This window comes from Streptomyces sp. NPDC055287 (assembly GCF_053646035.1).
In genome coordinates this window covers 224,152-240,454 of record NZ_JBSHNE010000007.1, presented here as the reverse complement: position 1 = coordinate 240,454, position 16,303 = coordinate 224,152, and the positions used below count along the sequence as shown (strand labels likewise).

17 protein-coding genes are annotated in these 16,303 nt (G+C 72.3%); 9 read left to right on the top strand and 8 right to left on the bottom strand.

The genetic code is table 11. From position 1 onward, the window contains the following. Nucleotides 1–20: 20 nt before the first annotated feature. Nucleotides 21–989: a hypothetical protein gene (locus tag ACWIHY_RS14575; protein WP_454375994.1), complete on the bottom strand. Its 969-nt coding sequence runs from the start codon at nt 987–989 to the stop codon at nt 21–23. Between the two features lie 109 nt (nt 990–1,098). Between ACWIHY_RS14575 and ACWIHY_RS14570 the strand changes: the two genes are divergently transcribed. Then, nucleotides 1,099–1,536: a DUF4442 domain-containing protein gene (locus tag ACWIHY_RS14570; protein WP_454376051.1), complete on the top strand. Its 438-nt coding sequence runs from the start codon at nt 1,099–1,101 to the stop codon at nt 1,534–1,536. Nucleotides 1,537–1,669: 133 nt separating this feature from the next. Then, complete coding sequence (locus tag ACWIHY_RS14565; protein WP_454375993.1) at nt 1,670–2,398, top strand: DedA family protein; 729 nt, start codon at nt 1,670–1,672, stop codon at nt 2,396–2,398. Nucleotides 2,399–2,414: 16 nt separating this feature from the next. Here ACWIHY_RS14565 and ACWIHY_RS14560 read toward each other — a convergent pair whose 3' ends face one another. Further along, nucleotides 2,415–2,945: a gamma carbonic anhydrase family protein gene (locus ACWIHY_RS14560; RefSeq protein ID WP_454375992.1), complete on the bottom strand. Its 531-nt coding sequence runs from the start codon at nt 2,943–2,945 to the stop codon at nt 2,415–2,417. A gap of 143 nt (nt 2,946–3,088) precedes the next feature. On the opposite strand from ACWIHY_RS14560, the gene ACWIHY_RS14555 reads away from it, so the two are divergent. Together ACWIHY_RS14555 and ACWIHY_RS14550 are read left to right on the top strand one after the other, a co-directional pair. Next, nucleotides 3,089–3,904, top strand: a complete 816-nt coding sequence (locus ACWIHY_RS14555; RefSeq protein WP_454375991.1) for an acyltransferase — start codon at nt 3,089–3,091, stop codon at nt 3,902–3,904. Nucleotides 3,905–3,948: 44 nt separating this feature from the next. Beyond that, nucleotides 3,949–4,503: a YbaK/EbsC family protein gene (locus tag ACWIHY_RS14550; protein WP_454375990.1), complete on the top strand. Its 555-nt coding sequence runs from the start codon at nt 3,949–3,951 to the stop codon at nt 4,501–4,503. Between the two features lie 78 nt (nt 4,504–4,581). Here ACWIHY_RS14550 and ACWIHY_RS14545 read toward each other — a convergent pair whose 3' ends face one another. Then, nucleotides 4,582–4,989, bottom strand: a complete 408-nt coding sequence (locus ACWIHY_RS14545) for a CoA-binding protein (protein WP_454375989.1) — start codon at nt 4,987–4,989, stop codon at nt 4,582–4,584. A 199-nt stretch (nt 4,990–5,188) separates the two neighbouring features. Here ACWIHY_RS14545 and ACWIHY_RS14540 point away from each other — a divergent pair, with 199 nt between their 5' ends. The 4 genes from ACWIHY_RS14540 to ACWIHY_RS14525 all read left to right on the top strand — a co-directional run bounded on the left by ACWIHY_RS14540 (nt 5,189) and on the right by ACWIHY_RS14525 (nt 11,053). Further along, on the top strand, nt 5,189–5,746 hold the full coding sequence (locus ACWIHY_RS14540; RefSeq protein ID WP_454375988.1) for a DoxX family protein: 558 nt from the start codon (nt 5,189–5,191) through the stop codon (nt 5,744–5,746). A 31-nt stretch (nt 5,747–5,777) separates the two neighbouring features. Next, nucleotides 5,778–6,404: a YigZ family protein gene (locus ACWIHY_RS14535; protein WP_454375987.1), complete on the top strand. Its 627-nt coding sequence runs from the start codon at nt 5,778–5,780 to the stop codon at nt 6,402–6,404. Between the two features lie 135 nt (nt 6,405–6,539). After that, on the top strand, nt 6,540–7,706 hold the full coding sequence (locus ACWIHY_RS14530; RefSeq protein ID WP_454375986.1) for an exonuclease SbcCD subunit D: 1,167 nt from the start codon (nt 6,540–6,542) through the stop codon (nt 7,704–7,706). Beyond that, nucleotides 7,703–11,053 (top strand): AAA family ATPase, encoded by a 3,351-nt coding sequence (locus ACWIHY_RS14525; protein WP_454375985.1) that lies wholly within the window; start codon nt 7,703–7,705, stop codon nt 11,051–11,053. The genes ACWIHY_RS14530 and ACWIHY_RS14525 overlap by 4 nt, the downstream gene beginning before the upstream one ends. Here the strand turns inward: ACWIHY_RS14525 and ACWIHY_RS14520 are convergent. Next, a complete protein-coding gene (locus tag ACWIHY_RS14520; protein ID WP_069929885.1) occupies nt 11,043–11,489 on the bottom strand; it encodes an Lrp/AsnC family transcriptional regulator in 447 nt (148 codons plus the stop codon). The two genes, ACWIHY_RS14525 and ACWIHY_RS14520, sit on opposite strands and share 11 nt — an antisense overlap. Nucleotides 11,490–11,582: 93 nt before the next feature. On the opposite strand from ACWIHY_RS14520, the gene ACWIHY_RS14515 reads away from it, so the two are divergent. After that, the gene (locus ACWIHY_RS14515) at nt 11,583–12,089 is read left to right on the top strand and encodes a rhodanese-like domain-containing protein (protein ID WP_454375984.1); all 507 of its coding nucleotides are present in this window, start codon (nt 11,583–11,585) and stop codon (nt 12,087–12,089) included. A 10-nt stretch (nt 12,090–12,099) separates the two neighbouring features. Here ACWIHY_RS14515 and ACWIHY_RS14510 read toward each other — a convergent pair whose 3' ends face one another. The 4 genes from ACWIHY_RS14510 to ACWIHY_RS14495 form a co-directional block, all read right to left on the bottom strand. Beyond that, nucleotides 12,100–12,894 (bottom strand): ATP-grasp domain-containing protein, encoded by a 795-nt coding sequence (locus tag ACWIHY_RS14510; RefSeq protein ID WP_454375983.1) that lies wholly within the window; start codon nt 12,892–12,894, stop codon nt 12,100–12,102. 98 nt (nt 12,895–12,992) lie between these two features. Next, nucleotides 12,993–13,877 (bottom strand): ATP-grasp domain-containing protein, encoded by an 885-nt coding sequence (locus ACWIHY_RS14505; protein ID WP_454375982.1) that lies wholly within the window; start codon nt 13,875–13,877, stop codon nt 12,993–12,995. Nucleotides 13,878–14,008: 131 nt separating this feature from the next. Next, nucleotides 14,009–15,700: a DUF885 domain-containing protein gene (locus ACWIHY_RS14500; protein WP_454375981.1), complete on the bottom strand. Its 1,692-nt coding sequence runs from the start codon at nt 15,698–15,700 to the stop codon at nt 14,009–14,011. A gap of 48 nt (nt 15,701–15,748) precedes the next feature. Further along, the gene (locus ACWIHY_RS14495) at nt 15,749–16,270 is read right to left on the bottom strand and encodes an Lrp/AsnC family transcriptional regulator (protein WP_454375980.1); all 522 of its coding nucleotides are present in this window, start codon (nt 16,268–16,270) and stop codon (nt 15,749–15,751) included. Nucleotides 16,271–16,303: the final 33 nt, after the last annotated feature.

Below are 16,303 nucleotides of genomic sequence, written 5' to 3'. Positions count from 1 at the left end.
ACGGCGTATGGGCGCGAACGTCAGTCGGCGAGCCTGACGGTGCCGAGGATCTTCTTGATGGTCGCGTCCGGCACTTCGTCCTTGACGCCCTTCGAGCTGAACAGGCTCCAGACGGCGAAGTCACCGTTGGCGTTCTTGAAGGCGAAGGCGATCGACTTGCCGTCGGTGTCGCACTTCGTCTCCTTCTTGACACCCGTGACGCTGGCGAGGGAAACGCTGCCCTTGAGCCCGGACGCGGAGGTGAACGGCGCGGCCTTGGAGATCTTGAGGGTGCCGGTCTCGTTCTGGTCGTACCCGGCGAAGACCCACTGGCCGGCCACGTTCTCGGCCTCCGGGCCCGTCTTGTCGGCCCCGTTCGCGCCGCGGGTGCCGGTCGCGCCGAGCAGCGTGTTCTTGCCGCACCATCCGCTCTTGTAGTACGCCGGTGCCGACATGGAAATGACCGGCTTGTCCTTGTTATCCGTGAAGTTGATGGTCAGGCCGGGGGACTTGACCTCCCACTCCGGCGGCACGTCGAAGCGCGTGCCGTACTTCGGGTTGGTCACGACCTGCCAGCCCGGGATCGTCGGCCTGGCCTCCTCGACCGACCCGCCGCGCGGATTCTCGGCGGAGGAAGCGGGAGCGGACGGCTCCACGGGCGTGGCGGCGGCGGACGAGGCCGAGGTCTCCTTGCCGCCCGCCTCGGTGGTGCCGCCCTCGTCGTCCTTCCCGAGGATCACCACACCGGTGATCACGGCCGCCGCGACGACGGCGGTGGCGGCGACGATCGCGACGACGGTGGTCGTCCTCCGGTTGCCGTCCGGCGGCCGGGGCGCGCCCGGCGGCACCGGAGGCGCGTACTGCGGCGTTGCCGGCTGCTGGTAGGGGTTGGGCTGCTGGTATCCGGGCTGCTGGTACCCCGGATGCTGGTAACCAGGCTGCTGGTACGGGTTCTGGTTCGCGTCCTGCGGGTTCTGCTCGCCCCCGGGCGGCTGCTGTCCTGGCCACATGGCCCGTAACGATAGAGGTGCGCGGCCGCGGCGGGTGCGTCCGCCCCCCGAGGGGATGGCCAAGCTTGCCTACTCGTGGGTAACATCGCGCCTCATGAGCGCAGATCAGATGTCCGTCGGCGACATGCTCGTCGCCACGGTTCCCATGGCCCGTACCCTCAACCTCGAGTTCCTGGAGACCACCCCGGAGCGCGCCGTCGTGCGCCTGCCGGACCAGGCCGACTACCACAACCACGTGGGCGGCCCCCACGCCGGCGCCATGTTCACCCTCGCCGAGTCGGCGAGCGGCGCCATCGTCATCGCCGCCTTCGGCGACCAGCTGTCGCGCGCCGTGCCGCTCGCCGTCAAGGCCGAGATCGGGTACAAGAAGCTCGCCATGGGCGTCGTCACCGCGACCGCGACGCTCGGCCGCCCGGTGGCGGACGTCGTAGCGGAGCTCGACGCCGGACAGCGCCCCGAATTCCCCGTCGAGATCTCCATCCAGCGCGAGGACGGCGCCGTGACCGGCGAGATGACGGTCGTCTGGACCCTGCGTCCCAACAGCTGATCCGCCTCCCCGTGTGACGGGTGCGACCTCTTGGACGCCGTCACGACGTGACGAGGTGCGGGTAGGCTGCCCGCCGTGTGCCACGGGGGCGCACGGCGGTCAGCCGCACCTTCCACGACGACAGGAACCGGCGTTGCACATCACGGAGTGGCTCGAGACCATCCCCGCGGTCAGTATTTACCTCCTGGTGGGGGTCGTCATCGGGCTGGAGAGTCTGGGCATTCCGCTGCCGGGCGAGATCGTTCTCGTCAGCTCGGCCCTGCTCGCCTCGCAGCACGGCGACATCAACCCGTACGTCCTCGGCGCGTGTGCCACGGCGGGCGCCATCATCGGCGACTCGATCGGCTACGCGATCGGGCGCAAGGGCGGTAGGCCGCTGCTGGCGAAACTGGGGCGGAAGTTCCCCAAGCACTTCAGCGAGTCCAACATCGCGATGGCGGAGCGCTCGTTCGAGAAGTGGGGCATGTGGGCGGTCTTCTTCGGCCGCTTCGTGGCGCTGCTGCGGATCTTCGCCGGTCCGCTCGCGGGCGTACTGCGCATGCCGTACTGGAAGTTCCTCATCGCCAACGTCTTCGGCGGCATTCTCTGGGCGGGCGGCACCACGGCCGTCATCTACTCGGTGGGCGTGGTCGCGGAGGCATGGCTCAAGCGCTTCTCGTGGCTGGGCCTGGTGATCGCCGTGCTGTTCGGCCTCACCTCGATGCTCGTACTCAAGAACCGCGCGAAGAAGGCCGCCGCCCAGGCAGAGGCGAAGGCGGAGACCCAGGCCCAGGTCCGGGTCGAGGCGGAGGCGAAGTCCGGGGCCGCAGCGGACCAGCCGGAGGCCGCCGCACCCCAGAAGGTCACGGCGACCACCGAATGACGGGTGCCCGCCGCGGCTAGTCCGCGTGCGCCTCGCGGTGGCCCTTGGCCAGCTCCAGATACATCGCGGCGTTCAGCTTGATGCCCTCGCGCTCCTCGTCCGTCAGCTCCCGCTTCACCTTGGCGGGTACGCCCGCGACCAGCGAGCCCGGGGGCACGCGCATGCCCTGCGGCACGAGCGCCTGCGCGGCGATCAGCGAACCGGCACCGATGTGCGCGCCGTTGAGCACCGTGGCGCCCATGCCGACCAGTACGTCGTCCTCGACCGTGCACCCGTGCAGTACGGCGTTGTGCCCGACCGAGACACGCTCGCCGACCGTGACGGGGAAGCCCGGGTCCACATGGACCGTGCAGTTGTCCTGGATGTTGCTGTCGGTGCCCAGGACGATCGGCCCGCAGTCGGCGCGCAGCACGGTGTGGTACCAGACGCTGGCGCCCGGGCCCAGCGTCACGTCCCCGATCACCACGGACGTCGGCGCGGCGAAGGCCGACGGGTCGATGCTCGGCTCCTTGCCGCCCACGCCGGTGATCAAAGCCTGCTCTGCCATCGCGTGCTCCTTGGTGCTTCGGTGCTGGTCGGTCGCGCCAGGGGAACCGTAAGCGACGCCCTTCGCCCCCGGGATGCCGGGTGGGGCGAACATCACAGCAGGCCGCTTCGGGCCGTCGGCCTCCCGCGGACTACCGTGTGCGAGTGCCGAAGAACAGAAGCACGTTCTCTGTGTTGTCCGCGTTGGCCGCCCGGCGTCGCCGCCTGGTGACCAGCGCCGTGCACGGCGGTTGGCGCCTGCTCCAGCAGGCCGGGGCGGTCAGCGCGGAGCGCCCGGGGCGCCTGCGCTTCGGTGCGATCGGCGTCGGCACGAAGCTCGCCTTCCCGCAGGGCACGGTGTTCGGCGAGGAGTGGATCCACCTCGGCGACCACTGCATCATCGGCGAACAGGTCACGCTGACCGCCGGCATGATGCCCGGCCTCGACCTCGGCCCCGATCCCATTCTGCGGCTCGGCAACGGCGTGGTCCTCGGCCGGGGCAGCCATGTCATCGCCGATACGACGGTGACCATCGCGGACGACTGCTACTTCGGCCCGTTCGTGTACGTGACCTCCACGAACCACAGTTACGACGACCCGGACATCCCCGTCGGCAAGCAGTGGCCGCGCACGGACCCGGTGGAGATAGGCCCCGGCTGCTGGATCGGCACGGGCGCCGTGATCCTCCCGGGGGCCCGTCTCGGCCGTAACGTCGTCGTCGCGGCGGGTGCGGTCGTCCGGGGCGCGGTGCCCGACCACGCGGTGGTCGCCGGGGCACCCGCCCGCGTCGTACGCCGCTGGGACGCGGCGAAGGGCTGGCAGCCGCCGATGCGGACGCCCGCGCCCGTACCGATCCCCGAGGGCGTCACACCGGAGCAGCTGCGGGCGCTGGCCGAGCTGGAGGCGGAGAACGCCGAGGGAGCGGCTCGGCCACCCGGCGGTGAGTGGGAGCGTCCCCCCACGGCCGATTCCGCACGCTGAGACGGCCAAAGCGCTGCCCGGCGACGGCTGTTAGCGTCGGATCCATGCGCGCGCCTCTCGGAGACTTCGACCACGCCACCCCCGCCCCCGACTGCCTCGGCCTGCTGTGCGCCCCGGTCGCGGAGGCCGTGCGCGGGTGGAGTCACGACGTACCCGCCGATCAGCTGATCTACGTCGACACCGATCCCGGGATCGCCGACATGGCCGCCTTCGTCGAGCACTACGGCGCCGGCCTTCTCGACGCGTCGGCGAACTGTGTGGTCGTCGCGGGCAAGCGGGGCGGTGAGAGCACTCTGGCCGCCTGCCTGGTCCTCTCCCGTACACGTGTCGACGTGAACGGAGCCGTCCGCCGGCAACTGGGCGCGCGCAAGGCGTCGTTCGCCCCAATGGACTCGGCTGTCGGTGAGACCGGCATGGAGTACGGCGGGATCACGCCGATCGGCCTGCCCGCAGGCTGGCCGCTGCTCGTGGACTCCGCCGTCACGGGCATCCCGTGGGTCCTGGTCGGCAGCGGCCGCCGCAGGGGCAAGCTCATCGTGCCCGGCAAGGCCTTCGCGAGTCTGCCGGGCGCGGTCGTGATCGACGGCCTCGGTATCTGAGCCGACACCTGAGCTCCTCCGCCGGCCCTGTCACGCGAGTTTCTCGTCCGAGCCCTTGGGCCCGCGGCCCGCTCCCGCTCAGCCGAGCAGGGGGATCTCGATCGCCGGACAGCGGTCCATGACCATGTCCAGGCCCGCCGCGCGGGTGCGCTCGTACGCAGCCTCGTCGATCACGCCGAGCTGGAACCACACCGCCTTCGCGCCGGCCGCCGTGGCCTCGTCCGCGACGCCGCCCGCGAGGTCGCTGTTGACGAACACGTCCACGACATCGACCGGGAACGGGATGTCGGCCAGCGAGGCGTACCCCTGCTCGCCGTGGACCGTCTCGGCCTTGGGGTGCACCGGCACGATGCGCTTGCCGTAGCGCTGGAGCACCTCGGCGACGCCGTACGCCGCACGCGAGCGGTTGCCTGAAAGGCCCACCACCGCCCACGTGTCGCCGGACTGCGTGAGGATCTTGCGGATCGTTGCCGGGTCGCCGTACACGCTCTGCCTCCTGAAGTCGAAAGGTCACCGCTCGTGGCCAACAGGCGGTGTCGTACGCGCATTCCCGGGACGGCGCGCGAGCTGTTCCCGGGTGCGTTGTTGTTCAAGGTTGTACTGATGTGTATCGTCGCCGTGTGTGACTTGAAGTTTCAAGTAATGGCAGCCGTCCCCCAACAGGCAACAGGAGAGAGCCCCTCATATGACTCCCCCCACCAGCACCCTCGGCGTACCCGTCATCAGCAGCGGCACCACAGCCGGCCGTACCCCCTCACTCCACGGCTACGACGCGGGTCTCCTCGTCCTCCGTCTGGCCCTCGGTCTGACGATGGCCGCACACGGCGCGCAGAAGCTCTTCGGCTGGTTCGGCGGCGGCGGCCTCGAAGGCACCGGACAGTTCTTCACCGCGAGCGGCTATCCGGCCGGCAGGACGATGGCGGCCGTGGCCGGCCTCACCGAGACCTTCGGCGGCCTCGGCCTCGCGCTCGGCCTGCTCACCCCGCTGGCCGGTGCGGCGGTTGTGGGCACCATGGTCAACGTGCTCGCGGTGAAGTGGGGCGGCGGCTTCTTCGCCCCGGAGGGTGTGGAGTACGAGGTGCTCCTCACGGCGGCCGCGGTGGCGCTCACCCTGACCGGTCCCGGCCGTTACGCCCTCGACCGCTTCCTGCCCGGCCTGCGCGCCCACCGTCTGGCCTACGGCGTCGCCGCCGTGGTGGTCGGCCTGGTGGTCGCGGCCGTGATCCTGCTGCTGCGGAAGTAACCCCCTCCGGCCTGCGCATAGGGTGGGCCGAATGCAGGATCAGTACCGGACCGTCGCCCGCGCGGGCGTGCACGAGGCCGAGATCAGCAGATCGCGCTTCCTCTGCGCGCTCGCGCCCGCCGCGACCGAACGGGAGGCGCAGGACTTCATCGCGCGCGTCCGCAAGGAACACCCCACGGCCACGCACAACTGCTTCGCGTACGTCGTCGGCGCGGACGCCTCCGTGCAGAAGGCGAGCGACGACGGCGAGCCGGGCGGCACGGCTGGCGTCCCGATGCTCCAGATGCTGATGCGCCGCGAGGTCCGCTACACCGTCGCCGTCGTCACCCGCTACTACGGCGGCGTGAAGCTCGGCGCGGGCGGGCTGATCAGGGCGTACGGGGGAGTGGTCGGCGAAGCCCTGGACGCCGTCGGCACGATCACCAGGCAGCGCTTCCGGCTCGCCACCGTCACCGTCGACCACCAGCGGGCCGGAAAGCTGGAGAACGACCTGCGGGCGACCGGGCGCGCGGTGCGCGACGTCCGCTACGCCGAGGCGGTCACGATCGAGGTCGGCCTGCCGGAGGCGGACATCGAGCCCTTCCGTGCGTGGCTCGCCGACGCGACGGCGGGCACGGCCGGATTCGAACTCGGTGGCGAGGCGTACGGCGACGCCTGAGCCCCCCGCAAATCGGAGTCCGTGGTGGGGGAGGTGCTGAGCGGCGCTAACGTGGTCGGTGCCGACCGTCAGGTCCGTGCTGTTCGTGCAGGCTCAGGGGGCGGAGGAAGTAAGAATGCAGGTCGGAGCCGTCTCTTGAGGATTCTGCACACGTCGGACTGGCATCTGGGGCGGTCGTTCCACCGGGTGAACCTTCTCGACGCCCAGGCCACGTTCCTCGACCACCTGGTGACGACGGTGCGCGAGCGGGACGTCGAAGCCGTACTCGTGGCGGGTGATGTGTACGACAGGGCGGTCCCGCCGCTCGCCGCCGTCGAACTCTTCGACCGTGCCCTGCACCAGCTCGCCGCCGCAGGCGTGCCGACGGTCATGATCTCCGGCAATCACGACTCCGCCCGCCGGCTCGGCGTCGGCGCCGGGCTCATCGACCGGGCCGGGATCCACCTGCGTACCGACCCCGCCGGTTGTGCGACACCCGTCGTACTTCGTGACGCGCACGGCGACGTGGCCTTCTACGGGCTCCCGTATCTCGAGCCCGCCCTGGTACGTGAAGAATTCGCCGTGTCCGGGGTGGGCCACGAAGTGGTCCTCGGAGCGGCGATGGAGCGTGTACGGGCGGACCTCGCCGGGCGGCCCGAGGGCACCCGGTCGGTCGTACTCGCGCACGCCTTCGTGGCGGGCGGCGAACCGAGCGACAGCGAGCGCGACATCACCGTCGGAGGCGTGGCCTCCGTCCCCGCCGGTGTCTTCGACGGCGCGGACTACGTGGCCCTCGGGCACCTGCACGGCTCACAGGCCGTCACCGCCCGGGTGCGCTACTCGGGCTCCCCGCTCGCGTACTCGTTCTCGGAAGCGGACCACCGCAAGACGATGTGGCTGATCGACCTCGGGCCCGGTGGCGAGATCGAGGCCGAGCGGCTCGACTGCCCGGTGCCGAGACGGGTCGCCCGGATCCGCGGGCGCCTGGAGGAACTCCTCGAAGACGCCTCCCTGGAACGCCACGAGGAGTCCTGGATCGAGGCGACGCTCACCGATCCCGTACGTCCCACGGAACCCATGGCGCGGCTCTGCGCGCGCTTCCCGCACACCATCAGCCTCGTCCTGGACCCCGAGCGGGCCCCCGAGGACCCCCTCGCGTCGTACGCACAGCGTCTCAAGGGGCGCGACGACCAGCAGATCGCGGAGGACTTCGTGGCGCACGTTCGTGGTGGCAGCGGGCCGGACGAGCTCGAGCGCACAGTGCTGTACGGCGCGTTCGACGACGTACGTGTGGACGACACGACGCGTGAGGTCGCCCGGTGAGGCTGCACGCGCTGGACATCACGGCCTTCGGGCCGTTCGGAAGCACCCAGGAAGTCGACTTCGACGCGCTCAGCGCCGCCGGGATCTTCCTGCTGCACGGACCGACCGGCGCGGGCAAGACGTCCGTCCTGGACGCCGTCTGTTACGCGCTGTACGGCGCCGTGCCCGGCGCCCGGCAGAGCCCCGGAGCCTCGCTGCGCAGCGACCACGCTCCGCACGGCCTCCCGACCGAGGTGCGCCTCGAACTCACGGTGGGCGGACGGCGTCTGGAAATCACCCGACGGCCCGCACAGCCGCGCCCGAAGAAGAAGGGCACCGGTTTCACCACGGAGAAGGCGCAGAGCCGGCTGCGCGAGCACGTGCCCGGCACCGGCTGGAAGGCGCTCAGCCGCTCCCACCAGGAGATCGGCGAGGAGATCACGCAGCTCGTCGGCATGAGCCGCGAGCAGTTCTGCCAGGTGGTTCTGCTGCCGCAGGGTGACTTCGCGCGCTTCCTGCGCGCCGACGCGGAGGCGCGCGGCAAGCTCCTCGGGCGGCTCTTCGACACCCGCCGCTTCGCCGCCGTCGAGGACCGCCTGGCCGAGCTGCGCCGCTCGGCGGAAGCGCAGGTGCGCACGGGCGACGAGCGGCTGCTCGCCGTCGCGCAGCGCATGGCGCAGGCGGCGGGCGACAGCGCTGACACGCGGGCCTGGCCACTGCCGGACGAGCAGCCGGGCGAGCCGGGACTCGCCGAAGGCGTACGGGAGTGGGCCGCGATCGCGCGCAGCGGTGCGCGGGAGCGCCTGGACATCGCGGAGTCGGCGGTGGCGGCGGCGGAGAGCCGGCGGGCGGGGGCCCGGCGCACGCTGGAGGCCGAGCGTGAACTGGCCGCCCTCCAGCAGCGTTACGCCGACGCGCGGCGGCGCGCCGACGTACTCGAAGCGCGGCGCCCCGAGTACGAGCGGCTGCGCGAACGGCACGACAGCGCCCGCCGGGCCGAGCGCGTCGCCCCCGCCCTGTCGATCCGCGACGACTCCGAGCGGGAGCACCGCGCGGCGAGTGGCGCCCGCGAGCGCTCGCGGGCCGAACTGCCGCCGGACCTCGCCGACACGGGAGCCGAGCAGCTCGCCGCGCTGGAGCGCGGGCTCCGTCAGGACCTCGGTGGCCTCGACGCCGCGCGCCGGGCGGAGCGGCGGAGCGAGGAGATCGGCCGCGAGCGGCTGGCGCTGGAGCGCCAGGCCCGCGCCGACGACGAGCTGCTGCGGGACGCAGCCGACTGGCTGGGCGGCTGGGACGCGACCCGCCGCCGTGGCCAGGAGCGCATCGAGGCGGCTCAGGACGCGGTGACCCGCGCGGAGCACCTGGCGGGGCGGCTCGAACCGGCCCGCCGCAGACTCGACGCCGCGCGCCGGCGCGACGTACTCGCCGAGCAGGTCGAGGCCGCCGAGGGCCGGCTGCGGGCGGCCCGCGAGAGCGCCGTCGCAGCGCACGAGACGTGGCTGGACCTGAAGGAACGCCGGCTGCTGGGCATCGCCGCCGAGCTCGCGGCGGGCCTGCGCGACGGCGAGGAGTGTGCGGTCTGCGGTTCGGCCGCGCACCCGAAGCCGGCGCGGGCGGCGGCCGACCAGGTGGACCGTACGGCGGAGGAAGCCGCGTACGAGGCGCACACGCGAGCCGAGGCGGCGCGCGGAGCGGCGGAGCGTGCGCTGGCAGCGGTACGCGAGGAGCACGCGGCGGCACGCGCGGAGGCGGGACACGCTGCCGAACCGTCCGAAGCAAAGGCGCACGCCGGCCGCGCGGCGCGGGGCGTTGCAGCCGCGGGCGGGGTCATGACCGCAGCCGGCTCGGGGCCGGCTGTCTGCGGTGCGGCTGACGTGCCCTCACCGTCGCCCGCTCCCGAGGAGGGGAACGGTGACATCGAGGGAGCCTGCAAGTCGGACGGGCTCGGGGACGACGTTCCCGTGTCTCAGGACGCAGGTGCGGGAATCCCGGCCCAGTACGGTGGGCCCGCAGCCGGGGCGGCGCCTCCCGGCGGGGCCATCGGCGCCGCCCAGGACACTGCGTCCGGCCGGGCGCAGTGGCGTCCTCGAGACGTGAGCGTCGGCGAACTGGCCTCGCTGGTCGAGGAATTGAGCCGGAAGCACGCCGAAGCGCGCGCCACGGCCGTCGGCCTGCATGCGGCCCGCGAGGCTCTGGAAGGTGCCGAGCGCGAATACGCGCGGCGCGTCGACGCGCAGCAGCAGGCCGAGCGCCGTACCGCCGCCCGCACCTCGCAGCGCGAGGCGCTCGACCGCGAACTGGCCGCCCTCGAAGCGGAATTGGCCGAGGCCCGGGGCGAGGCGCGCAGCGTGGCCGAGCATGCGGCGCTGCTGGAGCGCCGCGTCCGCCTGCTCGGTGAGGCCGCCGAGGCCGTGCGCGCGGTCGAAACCACCGCGCAGCGCCTCAAGGAGGCCGACGACCGGCTCGCCGACGCCGCGTTCAGGGCCGGGTTCGACACCCCGCGCGCCGCCGCCCAGGCGCTGCTCGGGGACGCGGAACAACGGGACGTCCAGCGCAGCATCGACGCGTGGCGGCACGAACAGGCCGCCGTCGCCGACCGGTTGGCGGAACCGGAGACCGCGGCGGCCGCCGGCCGGCCCGAGGCCGCACCGCGCCAGGCCCAGGCGGAGTACGACGCCGCCGAACGCGCACTGCTCGACGCCGCCTCCGCGCTCGACACCGCCCGCGAGCGGTGTGCCGCGCTCGCCGCGCTGTCGCGTCAGGCCGACGAGGAGACGCGGCGCCTGGGCCCCCTGCGGGAGCGGTACGAGCGCGTGGCACGCCTCGCCTCGCTCACCGCCGGCACCTCGGCCGACAACGAACGGAAGATGCGGCTGGAGTCGTACGTACTGGCGGCCCGCCTGGAGCAGGTCGCGGCCGCCGCCACCGCCCGCCTCCAGCGCATGTCGTCCGGCCGCTACACCCTCGTCCACTCCGACGCCAGGTCCGGCGGCCGGGGCCGGTCGGGACTCGGCCTGCATGTCGTCGACGCGTGGACGGGTATCGAGCGCGACACCGCGACGCTGTCCGGCGGCGAGACGTTCTTCGCCTCGCTCGCCCTCGCGCTCGGCCTCGCCGACGTGGTCACCGACGAGGCCGGCGGCGTACGGCTGGACACGCTCTTCATCGACGAGGGCTTCGGCAGCCTCGACGACCAGACCCTGGACGAAGTCCTCGACGTACTCGACTCCCTGCGCGAACGCGACCGCAGCGTCGGCATCGTCAGCCACGTGGCCGACCTGCGGCGCCGTGTCACCACCCAGCTGGAGGTCGTCAAGGACCGGCACGGCTCCGTGGTGCGCCACCGTACGGCCGGGGTCAGCGGCTGAGCGCGCGCCGGGGCAGGGGCGAGGAGTAGACGACGCTGGTGGTGACCGAGCCGAGCGTCCCGAACCGGCCCGAGACCTCTTCCAGGTGCTTCATCGAACGGGCCGCGACCTTCATGACGAAGCAGTCGTCGCCCGTCACGTGATGCGCTTCGAGGACCTCGGTCGTCACTTCGAGCAGGTCGTGGAACGGCTTGTAGTTGCCGTGCGGATAGCGCAGCCGTACGAACGCCAGGATGGGCATCCCCAGCTGTTCCTGCTCGACGACGGCCGTGTAACCCGAGATCACCCCGGCCTCTTCGAGCCGCCGCACCCGCTCCGTCACGGCGCTCGCGGACATGGACACGGTGCGCGCCAGCTCGGCGAAGGTCGCCCGGCCCTCGCGTTGCAGGGCTTCCAGGATGCGCCAGTCGGTGGCGTCCGGTGAATATCCGGTCATGACCGAGAGACAACAGGGAATCCACCGGCAGATCAAGAGGAGAGCCGGGGAATCCCACTTCAGCTCGGTGATCACCCGTCGTAGATTTTGGGCATGACCACAACACAGCTCACCGCCGCCCAGACCGCCCCCACCAGTGCGAACGCCGTCCTGCGCGTGCCGCCGGCCGCCCCCGCCGCGGCCGCCGCGTACTTCTCCGCCAGCCTCGCCTTCCACGCCGACGTCTCCGACGTCGCCTCGGTCCTCGCCTCCGGCGAGGACCCCGGCTTTGTAGTGATCGACTCCCGCTCCACCGAGTCCTGGGACCAGGGCCACGTCCCCGGCGCCCTGCACCTCCCCACGGCGCTGATCCCGGCCCAGGCGGAGCCGCTCCTGGACAAGTCCGTGCCGGTCGTCACGTACTGCTGGGGCCCCGGCTGCAACGGCGCGACCCGAGCCGCCCACGCCCTCGCCGAACTCGGCTACCAGGTCAAGGAGATGCTCGGCGGCATCGAGTACTGGATCCGCGAGGGCTTCGAGGTCGAGACCTGGGAGGGCCGGGAGCGGCGCGACGCCGACCCGCTCACCGCGCCCGTCGGCTCGGACAACTGCGGCTGCTGACGGCCTTCCCTCACCGTACGACGTGACGCCCGGGCCGCAGGAAACACGCGTCCCGCGGTCCCACCCCGGCCGTCGGCCGCGCCGCCCGCAGCACCACATCGAGCACGGCGTCGCTGTCGCAGGCGTAATGCCCGCTCGCCCAGGCCGCGTTGGCCTCCACCACCGCCCACTGCCCGTCGGCCGTACCGACATCGACGACCACCGCACTCGGCAGCGGAGGCACACCGGGCGCGAAGAGCAGCGACGCGAAGTCCAGCGCCTCACCGTGGAGCGGGTCCTCCTCCAGCGGTACGACGTCCAGCGCGCCGCGCACCGCGTAGCGGCTGCCGGTCACGACCGCTCCGTCCAGCACGAACAGCCGGTACTCGGCGGTGAACGCGACGATGTCGCTCACCAGCACCGGAGTCTCGTCGTCCACTGCGTCCGGGCCCGGCAGGCCGCTGCCGTCCGGATACACGCGAGCGGGGAAGCTCTTGTCGTTGGGCGGCTTCACGAAGGCGGGGCGACGCAGCGTACGGGCCCGGGCGACTGTCGTGAACTCGATGTGCCGGCGGGTCAGTTCGCAGGGCAGTGCCGCAAGCCACTCCATCGGCGCCTCGAGGAGGCCCAGCCCCAGCCCGTCGGCGACCGCGTCGGCGAACAGGGGGCCCGCGTACAGCGAGCAGATGCCGTCCGGCCGGTCCGGCGCCCGCCACTCGCGCAGCGTCTCGCATCCCATCCCGCGCCGACGGGCGGCGGCCGCGAGCGCGTGGCCGGTCGCGGTGACGCGGGGGGAGAGGGCGAGGGTGCGTACGGGAGTGGGCATGGGGTGAGGGTGCCGCACCCGGCGGACGTGCGGTAATGGTTTTCCCGCACGGCCTCGCCCGAACGCCCGGGAGGGCTCCGGGAAGTGACGCGGGCTGGTCACCGACTCCGAGGGCGGCTCCCCGCGCGGGTGAGCGCGTCAAAGAGCGCGGACGCGTCCGCCCCGGCCGGCAGGCCGCTGACCTGCCCGTCGCCGGCCTCCACCACCCGCCACACACCGTCCTCGCGCAGCGCCATGTCGGTCGTCACCCAGCGGCAGCCGAGCGCCCGCACCGCGGGACGTACGGCATCGAGGCCGGGCGCGGGCAGGTCGCCGGGGGAGTCGGGATGCGCTGTCGTGAGTACGGGCTCACCGTCGAGCCACCACACGCGTGCCTCGCCGCCCGGCACGAACGACTCGTACTCCCGTACCACGAGACCGCCCGCGAAGGAGTCCTCCTGCAACTCCAGGAAGCGGCGTACGACGGCCGAGAACTTCTCCGTGTCGGCGAGCGAGGGGACGAAGCAGGCCTCGTCCCACTCGTGCTTGCGCGACTTGACGAAGTCCTTGACCACGGCGGGCCCGCGGCCGAGAGGTGCCGCGAGCGCGGCGAGTTCTGGTAGGGACGGCGGCGCTCCGGACGGCAGCGCGCGCCAGACACTGCGTGGTGTGAGCTCGGCGAAGACGTCGTACCACCCGGGGAGTTCATGCGCGCGGCGGAAATCGGCCGCCGGGGTGAGCAGCTCGCATCCGCGCGCACGCAGGGCTCCCGCGAGGTCCTCGTACCGGGACGCCGGGATCATCCAGCCCCGGTACCAGTACGGACCGGACCCGCGCGGCACCCGTGAGAGCGCCGCCCGCGTGTCCCCGGCGAGCAGCGCGTCGTGGTCCAGGAGCGCGACGTCCCCGCTCGCCTGCCGCGCACACGCCACCTCCGCCGCGAAGGCCGGATCGGGACGTCTCCCGCCGAGCGGGTCGGAGCAGAAGAGATAGCCGGTACTCATGAAACGGACTCCTGGTCGGGACGGATCAGCGGCGCGAGCGGGGGCCACGGCGCACGGAGGCGGCCGGGCTCACCGAACCCGCCCGGACCGCCCGCCACCGTACATACAGCCATGCAGCCGCGCGCGGCCCTTCAGAGCTTCGACAGCTCTTCCACCAGGTCGTCGAGCCCCAGCGAGCCCTGCGACAGCGCCGCCATGTGCCACGCCTTCGCGTCGAACGCGTCACCGTGCGCCTTGCGCGCGTTCTCGCGGCCCAGCAGCCACGCCCGTTCGCCCAGCTTGTAACCGATGGCCTGGCCCGGCATGGACAGATAGCGGGTCAGCTCGCTCTCCACGAAGTCCGCGGGACGCCCGCTGTGCATCCCGAAGAACTCGTGCGCGAGTTCCGGCGTCCAGCGCTCCCCCGGGTGGAAGGGGGAATCCGCCGGAATCGCCAGCTCCAGGTGCATGCCGATGTCCACGATGATCCGCGTGGAGCGCATCATCTGCGCGTCCAGGTAGCCGATCCTGCGCTCCGCGTCGCCGAGGAACCCCAGCTCGTCCATCAGTCGCTCCGCGTACAGGGCCCAGCCCTCGGCATTGGCGCTGACCATGCCGACGGTCGCCTGGTAGCGGGACAGCCGGTCCGCGACGTGCACCCACTGCGCGAGCTGCAAGTGGTGACCCGGAACGCCCTCGTGGTACCAGGTCGACGTCAGGTCGTACACCGGGAAGCGGGTCTCGCCCATCGTCGGCAGCCAGGTGATGCCCGGGCGTGAGAAGTCCTCCGAGGGAGTGGTGTAGTACGGCGCCGCCGCGCTGCCGGGGGGCGCGATGCGGGACTCCACCTCCCGTACCCGCTCGGCGAGCTCGAAGTGCGTACCGTCGAGCGCTTCGATCGCCTCGTCCATCAGGCCCTGCAGCCAGGCCCTGGTCTCCTCGACCCCCTCGATGTGCGTACCGTGCTCATCGAGCCAGGCCAGCGCCTCCCACGGCGTGGCCGCGCCCGGCAGGATCTTCTCGGCCTCGGTCCTCATCTCGCCGAGCAGGCGGTGGTACTCGGACCAGCCGTACGCGTACGCCTCGTCCAGGTCGAGGTCGGTGCCGTTGAAGTAGCGCGACCAGCGGGCATACCGCTCGCGGCCCACCGTGTCGGGCGCGCCCTTGACGGCCGGGGCGTACACATCACGCATCCAGTCGCGCAGCGCGGCGACCGCGCCGGTGGCGGCGCGGGCCGCCTCGTCCAGCTCGGCGCGCATCGGCTCGGGGCCCGCGGCCGCCCACTCGTCGAACCAGCCGCGGCCGCTGCCCGCCCATTCGGTCAGCTGACCTGTGAACGTCTCGGTGGCGCGCGGGCCACCCGGCAGTCCCCGCTCCAGGCCGAGCGCGAGCGACGCCCGGTAGCCCTCGAGCGCGCCCGGCACCGCGCGCAGCCGCTCGGCGGCGGCCGCCCAGTCCTCGTCGGTCTCGGTGGGCGTCACCGTGAAGACACCGCGGACGCTGTGGACGGGAGAATGGATGTTGCTGACGGCGCGCAGGTTCTCGTCGGCCTCGTGCACGGCCAGTTCGGCGGTGAGCCGCTCGCGCAGCAGTCGGCCGCAGCGCCGCTCGGCGTCACTGTCCGCGCCGGGCAGGGCCTCGGCCTTGTCCAGCTCGGCGAGCGTGGTGCGGGCCAGTTCGGCGAACGCCTTCTGTCCCTCCGGGGAGAAGTCCGGCAGGCTGCGGGAACTCTCCCTCACCCCCAGGTACGTACCGGTGATCGGGTCGAGGGCGATGAGTGCGTCGACGTACGCGTCGGCGACCTGGCGGGGGAGGGCGAGCCCGCTGCTCGGAGTGACTGACATGCCGACATCCTCGTACGGGGAAGGGCTCCTCGTCACCACCGTCGGGCGTCAGTGGCCTGACATCGGCGGCTTGGTACCGACGCCCCGCGGCGACCCCGCGGCGGGCGGCAGCAGCGGTCCGCAGTCCCACTCCTGGAAGATCAGCCGGGTCTCCACCCGGGCGACTTCCCGCCGCGACGTGAACTCGTCGAGAACCAGCCGCTGCAGGTCAGCCGTGTCCGTCACGGCCACGTGGACGAGATAGTCGTCCGGGCCGGTCAGATGGAAGAGCGCGCGCGTCTCGGGCAGGGCCCTGATGCGCTCCACGAACGGGCCGATGAGCTCACGCCGGTGCGGGCGCACCTGGACCAGCAGCAGGGCTTCGAGACCGCGGCCGAGCCTGGCGGGGTCGAGGCGCAGCTGATGGCCGAGAATCACCCCCGAGCGGCGCAGCCGCGTCACCCGGTCCAGGCACGTGGAAGGCGCCACCCCGACCTCGGCGGCCAGGTCACGGTAGGTGGTCCGCGCGTCGTTCTGCAGAAGGCGCAATATGTGCAGATCGACCGTGTCCAGTGCGACAGATTCGGCCATGGCCCGAACGTAACACGGAGTGCTGTCGTTACT